Origin of the sequence: Zoogloea oryzae, from assembly GCF_030161255.1 — a bacterium.
In the GTDB taxonomy this organism is placed as follows: domain Bacteria; phylum Pseudomonadota; class Gammaproteobacteria; order Burkholderiales; family Rhodocyclaceae; genus Zoogloea; species Zoogloea oryzae.
Window position 1 is genome coordinate 1 of the sequence record NZ_BSPX01000070.1, and the last position, 14,070, is coordinate 14,070.

The 14,070-nt window shown below is 63.6% G+C and carries 15 protein-coding genes; 12 read left to right on the plus strand and 3 right to left on the minus strand.

Translation table 11 applies throughout. The features are described from left to right. Positions 1–234 precede the first annotated feature (234 nt). Positions 235–3,330, plus strand: coding sequence for a tape measure protein (locus QQK25_RS18120; protein ID WP_284189195.1), 3,096 nt, complete (start codon positions 235–237; stop codon positions 3,328–3,330). Between the two features lie 8 nt (positions 3,331–3,338). On the opposite strand, the gene QQK25_RS18125 is transcribed toward QQK25_RS18120, so the two are convergent. Beyond that, the gene (locus QQK25_RS18125; protein WP_284189196.1) at positions 3,339–3,722 is read right to left on the minus strand and encodes a hypothetical protein; all 384 of its coding nucleotides are present in this window, start codon (positions 3,720–3,722) and stop codon (positions 3,339–3,341) included. A 503-nt stretch (positions 3,723–4,225) separates the two neighbouring features. Here QQK25_RS18125 and QQK25_RS18130 point away from each other — a divergent pair. From QQK25_RS18130 to QQK25_RS18150, 5 genes are read left to right on the plus strand one after another with little or no spacing between them, the layout of a single operon-like run. Next, entirely contained in the window at positions 4,226–4,546 is a 321-nt protein-coding gene (locus QQK25_RS18130) for a hypothetical protein (protein ID WP_284189197.1), read from the plus strand. Next, entirely contained in the window at positions 4,546–5,085 is a 540-nt protein-coding gene (radC, locus tag QQK25_RS18135; RefSeq protein WP_284189198.1) for a RadC family protein, read from the plus strand. Before QQK25_RS18130 ends, radC begins: the two co-directional genes overlap by 1 nt. Continuing rightward, positions 5,082–5,408 carry an XkdD/Y8K6 family phage-associated protein gene (locus QQK25_RS18140; RefSeq protein ID WP_284189199.1) on the plus strand — a complete coding sequence of 109 codons (327 nt, stop codon included), beginning with the start codon at positions 5,082–5,084 and terminating at the stop codon, positions 5,406–5,408. The genes radC and QQK25_RS18140 overlap by 4 nt, the downstream gene beginning before the upstream one ends. Continuing rightward, positions 5,405–5,812 carry a hypothetical protein gene (locus tag QQK25_RS18145; protein ID WP_284189200.1) on the plus strand — a complete coding sequence of 136 codons (408 nt, stop codon included), beginning with the start codon at positions 5,405–5,407 and terminating at the stop codon, positions 5,810–5,812. The genes QQK25_RS18140 and QQK25_RS18145 overlap by 4 nt, the downstream gene beginning before the upstream one ends. Beyond that, positions 5,809–7,392 carry a YfjI family protein gene (locus QQK25_RS18150; RefSeq protein WP_284189201.1) on the plus strand — a complete coding sequence of 528 codons (1,584 nt, stop codon included), beginning with the start codon at positions 5,809–5,811 and terminating at the stop codon, positions 7,390–7,392. The genes QQK25_RS18145 and QQK25_RS18150 overlap by 4 nt, the downstream gene beginning before the upstream one ends. Before the next feature lie 854 nt (positions 7,393–8,246). On the opposite strand, the gene QQK25_RS18155 is transcribed toward QQK25_RS18150, so the two are convergent. After that, the gene (locus QQK25_RS18155; protein WP_284189202.1) at positions 8,247–9,365 is read right to left on the minus strand and encodes an XRE family transcriptional regulator; all 1,119 of its coding nucleotides are present in this window, start codon (positions 9,363–9,365) and stop codon (positions 8,247–8,249) included. Between the two features lie 5 nt (positions 9,366–9,370). After that, the gene (locus QQK25_RS18160) at positions 9,371–9,964 is read right to left on the minus strand and encodes a hypothetical protein (RefSeq protein WP_284189203.1); all 594 of its coding nucleotides are present in this window, start codon (positions 9,962–9,964) and stop codon (positions 9,371–9,373) included. A 71-nt stretch (positions 9,965–10,035) separates the two neighbouring features. Here QQK25_RS18160 and QQK25_RS23660 point away from each other — a divergent pair, with 71 nt between their 5' ends. The 6 genes from QQK25_RS23660 (at position 10,036) to hemW (ending at position 14,068) form a co-directional block, all read left to right on the plus strand. After that, entirely contained in the window at positions 10,036–10,191 is a 156-nt protein-coding gene (locus tag QQK25_RS23660) for a toxin-antitoxin system TumE family protein (RefSeq protein WP_368736560.1), read from the plus strand. After that, entirely contained in the window at positions 10,173–10,532 is a 360-nt protein-coding gene (locus QQK25_RS18165) for an HVO_A0114 family putative DNA-binding protein (RefSeq protein WP_284189204.1), read from the plus strand. Before QQK25_RS23660 ends, QQK25_RS18165 begins: the two co-directional genes overlap by 19 nt. A gap of 201 nt (positions 10,533–10,733) precedes the next feature. Further along, a complete protein-coding gene (locus QQK25_RS18170) occupies positions 10,734–11,294 on the plus strand; it encodes a recombinase family protein (protein ID WP_284189205.1) in 561 nt (186 codons plus the stop codon). 180 nt (positions 11,295–11,474) lie between these two features. Beyond that, the gene (gene rph / locus QQK25_RS18175) at positions 11,475–12,218 is read left to right on the plus strand and encodes a ribonuclease PH (protein WP_284189206.1); all 744 of its coding nucleotides are present in this window, start codon (positions 11,475–11,477) and stop codon (positions 12,216–12,218) included. Between the two features lie 21 nt (positions 12,219–12,239). Beyond that, a complete protein-coding gene (gene rdgB, locus QQK25_RS18180) occupies positions 12,240–12,833 on the plus strand; it encodes an RdgB/HAM1 family non-canonical purine NTP pyrophosphatase (RefSeq protein ID WP_284189207.1) in 594 nt (197 codons plus the stop codon). A gap of 8 nt (positions 12,834–12,841) precedes the next feature. Beyond that, on the plus strand, positions 12,842–14,068 hold the full coding sequence (hemW, locus tag QQK25_RS18185; RefSeq protein ID WP_284189208.1) for a radical SAM family heme chaperone HemW: 1,227 nt from the start codon (positions 12,842–12,844) through the stop codon (positions 14,066–14,068). Positions 14,069–14,070: the final 2 nt, after the last annotated feature.

Genomic DNA, 14,070 nt, shown 5'->3' on the forward strand with positions numbered 1-14,070 from the left:
CAACCGCAGGCAGCGGCTGTTTCTGTTTCTTCCTTGGCATAACCATTCCTTTCCGGGACTACGTTATGCCTCAAACACAAAAATTCGGACAGGCTCGCAGCTATCGATGCTGCAAAATCAGCGCGTTCTGCATTTGTCGAAAGCAGGCAAGAAGTCGAGCTGCTCAACCGGCAGCTGAACGACGCCCGGGCAGCAGGCGCGAGCAAAGATGCTATCAGGCTGCTCGAATCTGCGTTGCAAGGAGCAAATCGGGAACTCGCTTCGTCAGAGCGGTACTGGGATCGTCAAAAGGCGCAACTGAATGAGGTGCGCACGGCAGCGTCAGCCGCTGGTATCAATACGAAGGATCTTGCCGGAGAGCAGGACAGGCTTTCAACTGCGCTCAAGAACGCATCCTCTGCGCTGGCCGCTCACAAGGCAGCACTTGAAGAGTCTGCTGCTGAATCCGAAAAAAAGATCGCTGCTGAACGTGAAGCTGCGGCTGAAGAGGACAGGCTTGCCCGCATCGTCGAAGCCAGCAAGGCGCGGCAGCGTCTCGCAGCGCAAGAGCTTCTTGAATACGAGAAGAAAGCTTACGCCGAGGCACAGGCAGCCTCGAAGGCTGCTGCGGCGCAAAAGCAGCGTGAAGCAGCAGAGATTGAAGCCTTTGCAGCCCGGCGCCGGAATGCGCTTTCTGACGCTTTTGCAGCAACAGGCATTCGCAGCTCGGCGCAAATCCAGGCTGAAATCCTCAAGATACAGCAGGGTTTTGTCACGCTGGGCGCCAGCGCCAAGGTAAGTGGAGAGGATTTCGACCGAGCCTTTGCAGAAGGACAAAAGCGAATCGCTGCGCTTCGCGCGGAGATGGCGGGCGTAACTGACCCGCTCACCGAATCGGTGGGGCGCTCGAAATCGGCAATTGGAAGTCTTGTTTCTTCGGTCAAGCCGATAGCAGCTTCGATCGCAGCTGCATTCGGCATACAAGAAGTGGCCCGCATGGCGGCCGACTTCGACAGCCTCAACCGCAGCATGCGCGCCATCACCGGCAGCGGCAGCAAAGCCGCGGCCGAGATCGGCTACATCACCGAGGCCTCCCAGCGCCTTGGGCTGGATCTGCAGAGCACTGCTAAGACCTATACCAGCTGGTTGGCTTCGGTGAAGGGTACTGCGCTGGAAGGCGAACGCGGCCGCGCCGTTTTCGAGGCCGTCTCCGGCTCCATGAGCAAGCTCGGCAAGAGCAGCGCCGACACCGAGAGCGCCATGCTGGCCCTGGGGCAGATGGTATCGAAGGGCACCATCAGCATGGAGGAGCTACGGGGGCAGCTGGCGGAGCGCCTGCCAGGCGCCATGAAGGCCGCCGCCGATGGCGCTGGCGTGACGGTGCAGCAGCTCACCAAGATGGTCGAAACCGGCAGCGTGCTGGCCGAAGATCTGTTGCCCGGCATGGCCGAGCAACTGACCAAGCTTTACGGCACCGGCCAGCAGGCCGAAGGCTTCGTTGCAGGGTGGAACAGCCTGAAGTCGGCTGCCGAAGAGACGGTTGGACGCATTGCCCAGAGCGACGTGGTCGTCAAGGCAGTGGGCCTCACCTTCGGCGCCGTGAAGGAAGTGCTGCTCGTGATGGGCACTGGCCTGCTCACCGTGGCGGAAGGTTTTGGTCTCATCGCCAAGACCGCCGGAACGGCCGCTGCAGCCATGAATACCGGCGAGTGGAGCAAGGCGAAGGACGAGATCGTCAGCATGGCCAACGAATCGGCCGCGCGGATCAGCGAGCTCGCCAGCAAGACGGCGACGGCCGGTGCGGTACAGCAGGCTTTCGGCAGCGCAGTGAAGCAAGGGGGCGACGCCGCCGCGGCAGCCTCTCCCAAGTACCTGCTCATCACGTCCGCCTATACCGAGGTGGCCACTGCGGCCACCAAGTTCACCGCCCAGCAGGAGAAGGCTGCGGCCGCCAGGGAGGCGGAGGGAAAGGCTGCGCTCGAGCTCGCTGCCGCCTTCGGGACTGAAGCCCAACAGCGGGAGGTTTCCGCCAAGGCAGCCCAGAAGAACGCCGAGTCGCTGGCCAAAGTTGCCGCTGCCCGCGACGCTGAGGCCAAGGTGGCCACGTCGCAGTTGGCGGCAGTGCAGGCCGAGGCTGACGCCCAGGTTTCCGCCGGGCAGAAGCTGACCGACGCCAAGCAGGACGAGATCAACAAGATCCGCGAGTCGGCCAAGCTCAAGGACGAGGAATCCGCCAAGGCCGCCGCTGCCGCCGAATCCGCCAGGGTGCATGCCGAGGCAACGCGGGTGAGCGCCCAAGCCTACGGCGACCAAAGCAAACAGGTCTATGCCCTGCGTGATGCCTGGCAGGCCGCCGAAACCGAGTATCAGCGGCTGACCGTCCTCAACGCCAATGGCGCGGACGTTTCCAAGGAGCTGCGGAAAGCGGATGAAGAGCGGACCAAAGCCCTTGCCCTTTACCGTGACGCCTTGGCCGACGCCACCGCAGCAGCCGAGCGCCACGTGCAGGCGGAGCACCGCGCAGCCGGCCTCCAGCAATCGGCGCTTCAGAACGATCTGTACCGCGCCAACACCATTCTGGAAATCGCCAGGCAGCGCGGCAACGAGAAGGACATTGCCGAGGCCCAGATTGCCGTGTGGCGGATCGAGCTTCAGATCAACGAAGCCCAGGCCGAAGCCGCCCGGAAAGAGGCTGAAGCCATGGCGCTGGTTGCCAAGGCCAAGCGGGCCGAGCTCGAGGCCTCAGGCAGCCTCACCGAAGCCAAGAAGGCGGAGCTCGCCGTGATGGATGCAAGCGTGAAGGCGAAGCAGCTGGAGGCGGAGAAATACGACCTGGTGGCGGATCGGATGAAGGCGCTCTCGTACGAAACGAAGGAGCTCAAATCCACCTTCGGAGAGCTTTCCGACGCGGCCAACGATGCCGCGACCGCGGCCGACAAGGTGGCCGGAAGCTACCAGGTGGCGGCCTCCGCGATTCAATCGGCTGCATCCGCAAGGAATGCTTTCGCAACGAGCGGCAGCGGTGACGTGATCTCGATGGCGGTGCCCACCCCGCAGGGCGTTACCGACCGCCTGAAGGGGCTGGGGGTGAGCGAATCGGCAGCGAAAGCCGCAGCACCGCAGTTCTTCGACGCCTACGGCAACGTCCAGAACACCTACGGCCGCACGCTCGATGACGCCGTTCAAGCCCTGGCCGACAAGCTGACGGGCAGAATCCCCCAGGCCTCGACCATGAACGTCATTCGGCTCGATCTCCGTACCAACACGCGATCGGTGTCCGCACAGGTTGTGGGCCAATCCAGCGCCGAAGCGGTCGTCTCGGTGCTGTCAGAGCTGGCCAGCCGATCCTGACACGCCCTCTACAAGCCCCGCCGGGCGCTGATGCCCGGCGTCACGATGTCGTGCCATCGCTTGTGGCACCGTGGGCACAGGTAGGACTGAGGCCAGCGGTCGGCCTCGCTCCCAAAGAGTGCCTGCGGCGCCCAGTGGTGGTTTTCGGCGCCGTCGGCGTTGCAGACTACGCAGCGGTGGCGGGGTCTGTCGGGAAGCGTTTCGGGCACGATCAGATTCAGAGCACGGATGACTTTCGCCTTGATGTACTGATTCGTTCGCGCCCCGCACCATTCGCAAACCACCACGAACTGTTGCGACCCGCCAAGGTTGATGTAACGCCGGATGCCCCAATGCCTCACCGCATGGCAGTGCTTGCAGGGTTTAGTCGGCCAATCTATCTCGGTATCCATCGAGCCACCTCCTGCCACTACAACGGTGAAGAATACCGATTAGATGACGTGGAGATCCCCGGCACGTGATGTGCAACCCGGAGCAGGTTTGAATACGGGCGTTGACAGCACCCACACTCCAGGACGATCATTCTTCCGTTGCTGAAACAACAGCAGCACGGGCTTGGCGGCCCGGTTTAAGAAGGCGGACTTGCCGCCCTGAGCGGTTTTTTTACGTCCGTAGCATGGTGACGCCTATGGGCGGGCCGTGCGGGAGGGGAAACCCTGCCGGTTCCTTCTTACCGGTCCGCCAACCTGCACGGTTCTGCCCCCCAGCTTGGCGGCTGGAGAGCGGATTTTTAACCGCAAAGAAGGAGCATCACCATGGCAACCCATGCCGCTGCGTGCGCGCGTCTGCACGCCCCCGCTTCCCCTCTCTTCAATCTCCGGCTGTACCGCGTCTTGCGCCGCTTCGTTGGCCCCGTGCTGGCCTGGCGACTGGCCTTCGCGTGGAGGGCCGGAAAATGAGCAAGCGGACCCTTCCTCCTGCCTCCGATGCACACAGCCCGCTTGAGCGACCGGCTGCGCCAACCTTCGGCGGGTCCTATGGCGACCTGTACACCATCGCCCCGAACGTGCCGGACGAATCAATCGAGAACCATATTGAAAACCGCCTCTACCAGCTCAGGGGGATGTTGGCACTGACCTACGGGGAGGGCGATGAACTGCTTCAGTCGTTGAACGACGACCTGCGACAAGGCTTCATGTGGGCTTGCGCGGAACTTCTTGACGAGGTGATGGTGCTGCACAAGGAGCTTTTACGCCGTCCCCCGAGGAGCGAATGATGGCTACCGCCCGCGCAACCCGTTTTCTGATGCGAGAACCTGCGGTCCGGTACATCGCCCCCATTTGCCGCATGCCACCGGACCCGGCAGCCCTGAGCCGCGAAGACAGGCTGATCGAGCGTGCCCGCAAGGTGCTCGCCCGGCGCTTGATGACGTGCAAGTCGGTTCTCGACTCTCCGTCCGCAGTCCGGGACTTCCTGATGTTCGAACTTGCTGAGGAAGGCCGCGAGGTCTTCTATGCGATCTTTCTGGATACGCAACACCGGCCGATTACTTTCGAGCCGCTTTTTGTTGGCACCCTGAGCGAAACGACCGTGCACCCGCGCGAGGTGGTGAGGCGCTGCATCGAGGTGAATGCCGCCGCGATCATCATCGCCCACAATCACCCTTCAGGGATTCTCGAGCCAAGCGCAGCTGACAGGAACCTGACCAGTTCGCTTCGGTGGGCGCTCTCGCACATCGACGTGAAAGTGCTCGACCACCTGATCGTTGGGGGAGCGCTGAGCGTGACCAGCTTTGCAGAACGGGGGCTGCTATGACCGCCCCGGCATTCACTCCGGCACCCTGGCGCCGCATCGGTCACCGCACCATTGCCGCGGATCGTGGCGGGCGCTTGGTGACGATCTGCGAAGTGTTCTCCGGCCCCGGCACGCTCGAAGAGGCCGACGCCAACGAAGCCCTGATTGCCGCCGCCCCGGCCCTCTACCTGGCCGCCGCCGAGGTAGCCGGTTGGATCGATTCGGGCTTTCTCACGGTGGGCGTGCTGGCCGACACCAGCCCGGCCCGTGTTGAAGCCTGCGGGCGTGCCCTCGATGCCCTCGCCGACGCCTTGCGCCTGGCTGCGCCGGGGGTGACGCCATGACCGCCCCGCATTCCGACCCGCGCATCTATTGGCGGTGCGCTCCGGGCCGGCGCCTGCCGGCCTTTGCCCGTGATCTTGCCGATGCCCGCGCCCGCGATCTGGTGCCAACCCACCGGCAGGTGGTGGTCTATCTCGACCGCTGGCCGGTGGCGCCGGTCACGGCCTTGGGGCTCGCGATCTGCTGCCCGCCCGACATGCACCCCTGTCGCCTCGATTGGCGTTACCTGGCGGCCCTGTCGGTGCTGGTGGTGACAGAGCCCGACCCAGACTCCGACCGTCTGCGCCACCTCCTGGCCGAGCTGGTCGCGGTGCAGCCCAAACGGCTGATCGTCCTACAACCCGATCACACACCCGCTGCGCGCTTCGTCGTGAGTGCGGGCCGCGGGGTGGAGGTGCAGCCATGAAGGCCCCGACCTTCGAGCCCGCCACACGCACCGAACGGGCCGCCCTGGCCCCGGCGCTGGGCGACCCCCGCACCTGGCCCGCGGCCTCGTGGCCTGATCCGCAGCCCATCCCGGAAGGCCTCGCCCCGGTTGCCCCGTTCGATTACGCCATGCTTCCCGATCGTCTGCGCCCCTGGGTGGCGGACGTAGCCGACCGCATGCAGTGCCCTCCGGATTTCGTCGCCGTGCCGATGGTGGCCGCCCTGGGCAACCTGATCGGCCGACGCTGCGCGATCCGGCCACAGGCCCGGAGCGACTGGCAGGAGTTTCCCAACCTGTGGGGCTGCATCGTCGGCCGGCCGGGGATGATGAAGAGCCCGGCCATGATGGCGGCCCTTGCCCCGCTGGTCCGCCTGGAGGCCCGCGCCCTGGAGGAATGGACCGCCGCCCAAGGGCAGTGGAAGGCCGAGACCGAGATAGCCAAGGCTCGGGCAGACGCTCGCCGGTCTGAAGCCACCAAGGCGCTACGCAAGAACCCTGATGCGCTCGTGGACGTTGCGAGCTTTCTGGGTGCAGAAGAGGAAGAGGCGCCCACGCTGCGCCGCTACACGGTGGCGTCCGCCACCGTCGAAGCCCTGGCGGAAAAGCTCATCGAGAACCCCCGCGGCCTGCTGGTGGTGCGGGATGAACTGCCCGGCTGGCTGGCCGGCCTGGATCGGGAGGACGCGACCGAGCTGCGCGCCTTCCTCATGACCGGCTGGAACGGCAAGGACGGATGGACCTTCGACCGCATCGCCCGCGGCCATCGCCGGGTGCCGGCGGTGTGCCTGGGCGTGGTGGGCGGCGCCCAGCCCGGCCCCTTGGGTGAGTATTTACGGGCGGCCATGCGCGGCGGTGCGTCGGACGACGGGATGCTGGCCCGCTTCGGCCTGCTGGTGTGGCCCGAGACGGGCGGCAAGTGGAAGAACGTCGACCGCTACCCGGACGGCCCCGCCAAGGATGCCGCCTTCGGTGTGTTCGCGGATCTGGATGGCTTCGACCCGCTGGCGCGGGGTGCCGAGCTGGAAGGCGAGGACGGCCCGCCCTTCCTGCGCTTCGACCCAGAAGCCCTGGAGGCCTTCACCGAATGGCGCACCGGCTTCGAGGCGGATCTACGCACGGGCGACCTGTACCCCGCCCTGGAATCGCACCTGGCGAAGTACCGCAAGCTGGTGCCGGCGCTGGCCCTCACCTTCCACTTGGCGGACGGCCACACCGGCCCGGTGGGCTTCGCCTCCACCCTGCGGGCGCTGCACTGGTCCGCCTACCTGCAGACGCATGCACGGCGCTGCTACGGCATCGCCCACGACGGCGAGGCGGACACGGCACGGCGGATTCTGGAGCGGGTGCGGAAAGGGGATCTGGCGCGGGAGGGGTTTGGAAGCCGGGACGTGTGGCGGCCGGGGTGGTCAGGGCTGGCTGATCAGAAGCGCGTGGCCGAAGCGCTGGAGTTGCTGGTGGAACTCGGGCACCTGGAGGCGTGGCATGAACCGACACGCGGCCGGGTGAAGACGCTGTACGTGGTCAATCCGAAGTCGGTGCCAGCCGCCAAGCCGCATTGAGGCGCCGGGAAAATTCTGCCCATGCACACATGATGAGCACTGCCAAAACTGCCTGAAGGGGCTTTTGGCAGTTTTGGCAGTGCGTGCATGGGGCGTATCCGGGGTTTGGTTTCTTGGCGGGGTAGAGCACTGGATTGTGATTCCAGAGTTCTACCAGCGCGACCGCCCTAAACAGGGCGCCGATGGGCGGTGAGATTCGAACTCACGAACACGCCCTCCGGCAAATCAATCCACTCCGTAGTTCAACGGATAGAACGGGTAACGGCGGGCGCCAGACTCGGCGGCGGTGGTTTCACCTTGGGTCTGTGGTGGTAATCAAAGGGGTGGCTGTGCCTTCCAGCACGCCTCAGTCGGCGTCCTCCGACTTTCACCTTAGCCAGTCGGTCCGCGCACTGCGAAACGATGGCTTCTCACCGACCGTCTCGACTCATGCGTTGAAGGTGGAGTAGGCAATCTTTGCGTACGTGGTCCATAGCGGGATCATTCCAATCATCTCGAAGCACGCCGGCATCTATTCGTGCGGTGCGAAGCTGGAAATGATTGAGGCGACCGATTCGGGGGCGACCTCGCCATAGTGAAAGCTGACAGCGTCTGGGGTTGTGCTGCCAAGACTTCACTGGTGGAGAGCCGGAGTTACAACATATGTGGGAGGGCTAATACGCGAAAACACCCAAGGCTAGCGCATTCAATGAGTAACCCTGGCGTGGAGGGCGGTCGGATGAAAATACTGAGCCGACGACCTAAACGTAAGTGGCGGTTTAAGGCGTAGAAGTATTGGCCCACTCTTGGCAATCAGCCTGATTTAAGACTGTGCGGCGCCGGCTATAACCCGGCGCCATCCGATTCAACTAACTTTACGCCTTTCTTCTGAAGTCGGCTAACGACACAATATCTGCAGTCTGCTTCGTTCTTGATGGAAGCTGACTGCCTGCGACCTCTTCAAGCAACATGTCAGACCATCCGAGTTCTTGGGAAAGGGCGGAAAACGTCTTCCCACCTTGACGAAACAAAACCTCAAGCGCTTGCCGAACCATCGTGGGCTGCTCCAGTTGTATTTGGCTATCCTCTCGCTCTGAGAGCGCCTCGCCTGTACGCCGCAACGTGATAACGCCGGACTTGTACTGTGCATCGTCTATCAAATCCAACTGTCTAGCTCGATACAACATGGCCGCTTTACTAACTTTCCAAGTTAGCTTGAACTTGCTCATGCCAACCCAATCAAGGCGGCTTCCCCTTGGCTTTGGCCAGTGAGCTGCCATCATGCTTCGGGGCAACAAGAACGCACTGGCAAACCGATTCGCTTGCGATTCCGTCGTTCGACAACCCGTCTGCAAACCTTGGTGTAAAACAAAGTGACCAATCTCATGCGCAATATCAAAACGCTGTCGGCACGCACTCGGTTTTGCGTCGTTGCGAACAATTATCGGCCTTCCGGCGGCGTATGAAAGAGCGTCGACCTCCGCAGACACAGAGCTAAACGTAGTAACGATTGCACCTGCACGTTCAGCAACACGAACCATGTTGTCGATAGGCCCTAAACCGAGCTCCCAGTACCGTCGACATTTCTCTGCAGCTTGCTCGATTTCATCAGCAGTCTCGACGCCCGTCACGGTCGGAATGGATACTGGGGGCAACTCCAGATGAGCATCCAAAAAACCAACCAATCGCATGAACATCTCGGCCTTTGCCATCGCAGCCTGTTTGACGAGAGATCGAGTAGTGAAAAGCTTCCGAAAGTGGACGTTCTCTTCCCTAAGCGCATCGGCGCTTGGCAAATAGAGAAAGTCAGTGGTCACATCCAGATGTTGCGAAATCTCAGTGGCAAGTTCTGCGGTGGGCTCCGCAGAGCCGTTCGTTTCGAGTTTGTGCAGAAACTGACGGGACTTGCCAACTAGCCCCGCCAGATCATCTAGAGACAGCCCATGAAAAACACGGGCAAGTCTCATATTTGCACCATTAAATTGCTGGTTCATTTCCTTCAGCGACTGCCACTAGCTTCAGCATCCTGTTCGTTGCCAGAAGACTTGAGACCAACTTCAGCATCCGATTGAACTACCGCTGCAGGGACTTCAGCGTCCACCGGCACGATGACTGCAGTCTTAGGCCGATACTGCCACTCGACTACGACCTCGTTGAACGCGTTATGACCAAGAAAGAAAACGCGGTCCTCGTCGTCCGCTGTCGCAGCCGGTTCAACAACGAAACGAAACAGGACTGGCTCAGTCTCGTCCGGTGAAAAAAGACAGTCAACCTCGTTGCGCCGGAAATAACCGTGCTTCTTTGGGCTGTCATGATCGTCTGTGAAAAAACGAACGGGAATGACTCCGATGTTGACGGTCAAGTCCATTGCTGGGCTTGCCAAAGTAAGCCAAGAATAACGGCCAGACGTAGCCAGTTGCATGAGCCACTGACGCTGCCGGCCGAAAGTCGTACATCCGCGACTGTAGTTGTCGTCGAAGCGAGTCGCCAGCTCGGCAAACGTGTCGTGACGGATATTGAGCAATCCTTCGGCAAGGATGCTAAGACGCTCTGCGGTAAGATCCGCATGGGACAGCCAGGGAAGTGTGGGCATGAGCACAACCTTGCAATAAGACAACATTGTCAACCTGCATCATCTTGCACATTCCTTGTTCTGTCAACCGAATGTCTGGCCGGAGGGTGGTCGGCTTCGACAACGAACGGGGCAAAGGTGATCACAAGCACTTCGGTGACCACGAAGAGTCCTACGTCTTCGTGGATGTTGAACGACTGATCGATGACTTCATTCAGGAGGTGGAGCGATGGAAAAGCGAACACTGACCGTGACGATCAAACCGGACTGGCGTTCTGCCCTGCGCGCTGCCGCACGTGGCGCCTTCGCCGCTGACAGCTACCAGGGCGAAACCCTGAACTTTGAGAGCCCGGCCGAGTTCTTCTCACGCCTGACCGAGAAGCGCTGGGAGATGCTGTACGCCCTGCAAGGGGCTGGGGAGATCGCCGTTCGAGAGCTTGCCCGCCGCCTGGAGCGCGACGTGAAACGCGTCCATGAGGATGCAGGGGCATTGGTAGATCTGGGGCTGGTCGAACGCACAGAGCGTGGCGGGCTGGTGTGCCCCTTCGACGACATTCACGTGGACATGCACCTTAAGCGGGCGGCGTAGGCCTACGACTCAACAAACAGCGCCGGGCATGCCCCGGCGTTGTGCTTTCTGGCCCGATGTGAACATTCCGAGTAGATCAAAAACCATACCTTTTGAGCTACGCCCGAACGGCCTCCTCAAACATAGCTCAAAACAGTTGTTTTCAATTTTGAGCCACGTTAATATCTGAGCCATACATTTTGCGCCAGATAGAGGCCCACCATGACCACCGTCGTTGCCTACGCCCGCGTCTCGACCGACGACCAGACCTGCGAGAACCAGCGCCGCACCATCGCCGCCCGCTACGCGGTATCGAAGTGGTTCGCCGATGACGGCGTGTCCGGCACGGTTGCCGCCACCCAGCGGGAAGGGCTCTCCGCGCTGCGGGCCTACGTGCGCGAAGGGGATACCGTCGTTGTCGCAGCCATCGACCGCCTCGGCCGCAACACTATCGACGTGCTCAACACCGTCGAAGCGCTGAAGGCCAAGGGCGTTTCCGTCGTCTCGATGCGGGAAGGCTTCGACCTGGCGACCCCTGCCGGAAAACTCATGCTGACGATGCTGGCGGCAGTAGCCGAACTGGAGCGGGAGAACCTCAAGGCGCGCCAACTCGCCGGTCTGGAGCGGGCGAGAGCGGAAGGCAAGCACCTGGGGCGGAAGAAAACCGTGGATGACTCCGCCGTCACCGCTTGGCGGGCCGCAAACTCCGCCAGTATCAAGGCAACGGCCGAGCACTTCGACATCTCTCCGGCCAGCGTCAAACGAGCTTGCGCCAGCCGCTGAATCCCCGGCAGGTGAAAAATCCGCCGCCGGCAAGTCACCGGTCTATCCAATGGCTACAATACGGTCAAACGGCCCGACCGGTGTGTAGCTAGACGTGTAGCCAGAAATTTCGAGAACCCTCGAAACCTGCACCGCACAAGGATCTCAGCCAAAACCTGAAAAAACCATTCATAAATTCAAATGACCCAGCCCAACACGCCCTTCGCCCGCCCCAGCGGCCGCACCCCCGCCCAGCTTCGCCCGATCCGCATCACCCGTGGCTTCACCCGCCACGCCGAGGGTTCGGTGCTCATCGAGTTCGGCGACACCCGGGTGCTGTGCACCGCTAGCGTCGAGGAATCGGTGCCGCCCTTCCTGCGCGGCAAGGGCCAGGGCTGGCTGACCGCCGAATACGGCATGCTGCCCCGCTCCACCCACACCCGCAGCCCGCGCGAAGCCGCCAAGGGCAAGCAGAGCGGACGCACCCAGGAGATCCAGCGCCTGATCGGCCGCAGCCTGCGCGCGGTGGTGGACATGACCGCCCTGGGCGAACGCCAGATCACCATCGACTGCGACGTGCTGCAGGCCGACGGCGGCACCCGCACTGCGTCGATCACCGGCGCCTGCGTGGCCGTGCACGATGCCCTCGACGGTCTCGTCAAGGCCGGCAAGCTGCCCGCCAACCCGATGCGTGATTTCGTCGCCGCCATCTCGGTGGGCATCTACAAGGGCGTGCCGGTGCTCGACCTGGACTACCCCGAAGATTCCGACTGCGAGACCGACATGAACGTGGTGATGACCGGCGCCGGCGGCTTCGTCGAAGTCCAGGGCACCGCCGAAGGCACGCCCTTCTCCCGCGCCGAACTCGACGCCCTGCTGGAACTTGCCGGCGACGGCATAGCCCAACTGGTCATCGAACAGAAAAAGGCCCTCGGGATCGCCTGAGCGCCGGGAAGGAAGCCCGCCATGAAACAGCTCGTCCTCGCCAGCGGCAACGCCGGCAAGCTCAAGGAACTCGCCGCCCTGCTTGCCCCGCTGGGCATCGAGGTGCTGCCGCAATCGGCCTTCAACGTGAGCGAAGCCGAGGAGCCCCACCCCAGCTTCGTCGAAAACGCCATCGCCAAGGCCCGCCACGCCGCCCGCGCCACCGGCCTGCCGGCCCTGGCGGATGACTCGGGGCTGTGCGTCGACGCCCTCGGCGGTGCGCCCGGCGTGCTGTCGGCGCGTTTTGCCGGCGAGCCCAAGTCCGACCAGCGCAACAACGATCTCCTGCTCGAACGCCTCGCCGGCCAGGCCGACCGCCGCGCCCGCTTCTACTGCGCGCTGGCCCTCGTCCGCCACGCCGACGACCCGCAGCCGCTCATCACCACCGGCGAGTGGCGCGGCGTGATCCTCGACGCGCCCCGCGGCCAAGCCGGCTTTGGCTACGACCCGCTGTTCCTGGTGCCCGATCTCGAGCAGACCGCAGCCGAGATCCCCGCCGAGCTCAAGAACGTCCTGTCCCACCGCGGCTCGGCCTTCCGCCAGCTCCTCGACAAGCTCCGCGCCGAAGCCGCCTGACGCCCTGCATGTCCGAACCCCGCATCATCCCGATCGCCGCAGCTCCCGCGCGGCCGGTGCAGCCTGCCGCCGGCCCGTGGGAATCGCGCCTCACCGCGTCGCCGCCGCTGGCCCTGTACGTGCATTACCCGTGGTGCGTGCGCAAGTGCCCCTACTGCGATTTCAATTCCCACGCGGTGAAGGACGAAGGCATCCCCGAGGCGGCCTACATCGAAGCCCTCGTCGCCGACCTGGAAGGCGCGCTGCCGCAGATCTGGGGCCGGCGCGTTCACAGCATCTTCATCGGCGGCGGCACGCCCAGCCTGATGAGCCCCGAGGGGCTGGACACGCTCCTCACCGCCATCCGCATGCGGGTGCAGCTTGATCCGCTGGCCGAGATCACCCTCGAAGCCAACCCGGGAACGGTGGATTCGGGGCGCTTCAAGGCCTTCCGGGAGGCGGGCGTCAATCGGCTGTCGGTGGGCATCCAGAGTTTCGACGAGCGCCACCTGAAGGCCCTCGGGCGCATCCACGGCCGGGCCGACGCCATCGCCGCCGCCGAGGCCGCGCTCACCCACTTCGAGGCGGTCAACCTCGACCTGATGTACGCCCTGCCCGGCCAGACCCTGGCCGAAGCCGAAGCCGATCTCGCCACCGCCCTCGCCCTGGGCCCGACGCATCTGTCGTGCTACCACCTGACGCTGGAGCCCAACACCGCCTTCGCCGCCAACCCGCCGGAGGTGCCCGATCCGGACGCCTCGGCCGACATGCAGGACCACATCGAAGGCCGCCTGGGCGACGCCGGCTACATCCACTACGAGACCTCGGCCTTCGCCAGGCCCAATCGCGAGTGCCGGCACAACCTCAATTACTGGACGTTTGGCGACTACCTGGGCATCGGCGCCGGCGCCCACGGCAAGCTGTCGTCCCACGAAGGCATCGTCCGCGAGACGCGGCCCAAGCACCCGGCCGCCTATCTCGCCGCCCGCCAGGACGGCAGCTTCGTGCAGGAGCGGCGCACCATTGGCGCCGCCGAGCTGCCCTTCGAGTTCATGATGAACGCCCTGCGCCTCAACCGGGGCTTCCCGAAGCGCCTGTTTGCCGAGCGCACCGGCCTGCCCTTCGAGGCCGTCGAAGCCGGGCTGATCAAGGCCCGGGCCGAAGGCCTGATCGAGGTGGACGGCGAGACGATCCGCCCGACCACCCGCGGCCGCCACTTCCTCAACGAACTGCTGATGCGCTTCCTGCCGGCCTGAGC

What these genes read in the sequence shown, in the direction of transcription:
- QQK25_RS18125 (WP_284189196.1), bottom strand. Translation starts at nt 3,722, where the DNA reads ATGGATACCGAGATAGATTGGCCGACTAAACCCTGCAAGCACTGCCAT.
- QQK25_RS18130 (WP_284189197.1), top strand. Translation starts at nt 4,226, where the DNA reads ATGAGCAAGCGGACCCTTCCTCCTGCCTCCGATGCACACAGCCCGCTT.
- radC (WP_284189198.1), top strand. Translation starts at nt 4,546, where the DNA reads ATGGCTACCGCCCGCGCAACCCGTTTTCTGATGCGAGAACCTGCGGTC.
- QQK25_RS18140 (WP_284189199.1), top strand. Translation starts at nt 5,082, where the DNA reads ATGACCGCCCCGGCATTCACTCCGGCACCCTGGCGCCGCATCGGTCAC.
- QQK25_RS18145 (WP_284189200.1), top strand. Translation starts at nt 5,405, where the DNA reads ATGACCGCCCCGCATTCCGACCCGCGCATCTATTGGCGGTGCGCTCCG.
- QQK25_RS18150 (WP_284189201.1), top strand. Translation starts at nt 5,809, where the DNA reads ATGAAGGCCCCGACCTTCGAGCCCGCCACACGCACCGAACGGGCCGCC.
- QQK25_RS18155 (WP_284189202.1), bottom strand. Translation starts at nt 9,365, where the DNA reads ATGAACCAGCAATTTAATGGTGCAAATATGAGACTTGCCCGTGTTTTT.
- QQK25_RS18160 (WP_284189203.1), bottom strand. Translation starts at nt 9,964, where the DNA reads ATGCCCACACTTCCCTGGCTGTCCCATGCGGATCTTACCGCAGAGCGT.
- QQK25_RS23660 (WP_368736560.1), top strand. Translation starts at nt 10,036, where the DNA reads ATGTCTGGCCGGAGGGTGGTCGGCTTCGACAACGAACGGGGCAAAGGT.
- QQK25_RS18165 (WP_284189204.1), top strand. Translation starts at nt 10,173, where the DNA reads ATGGAAAAGCGAACACTGACCGTGACGATCAAACCGGACTGGCGTTCT.
- QQK25_RS18170 (WP_284189205.1), top strand. Translation starts at nt 10,734, where the DNA reads ATGACCACCGTCGTTGCCTACGCCCGCGTCTCGACCGACGACCAGACC.
- rph (WP_284189206.1), top strand. Translation starts at nt 11,475, where the DNA reads ATGACCCAGCCCAACACGCCCTTCGCCCGCCCCAGCGGCCGCACCCCC.
- rdgB (WP_284189207.1), top strand. Translation starts at nt 12,240, where the DNA reads ATGAAACAGCTCGTCCTCGCCAGCGGCAACGCCGGCAAGCTCAAGGAA.
- hemW (WP_284189208.1), top strand. Translation starts at nt 12,842, where the DNA reads ATGTCCGAACCCCGCATCATCCCGATCGCCGCAGCTCCCGCGCGGCCG.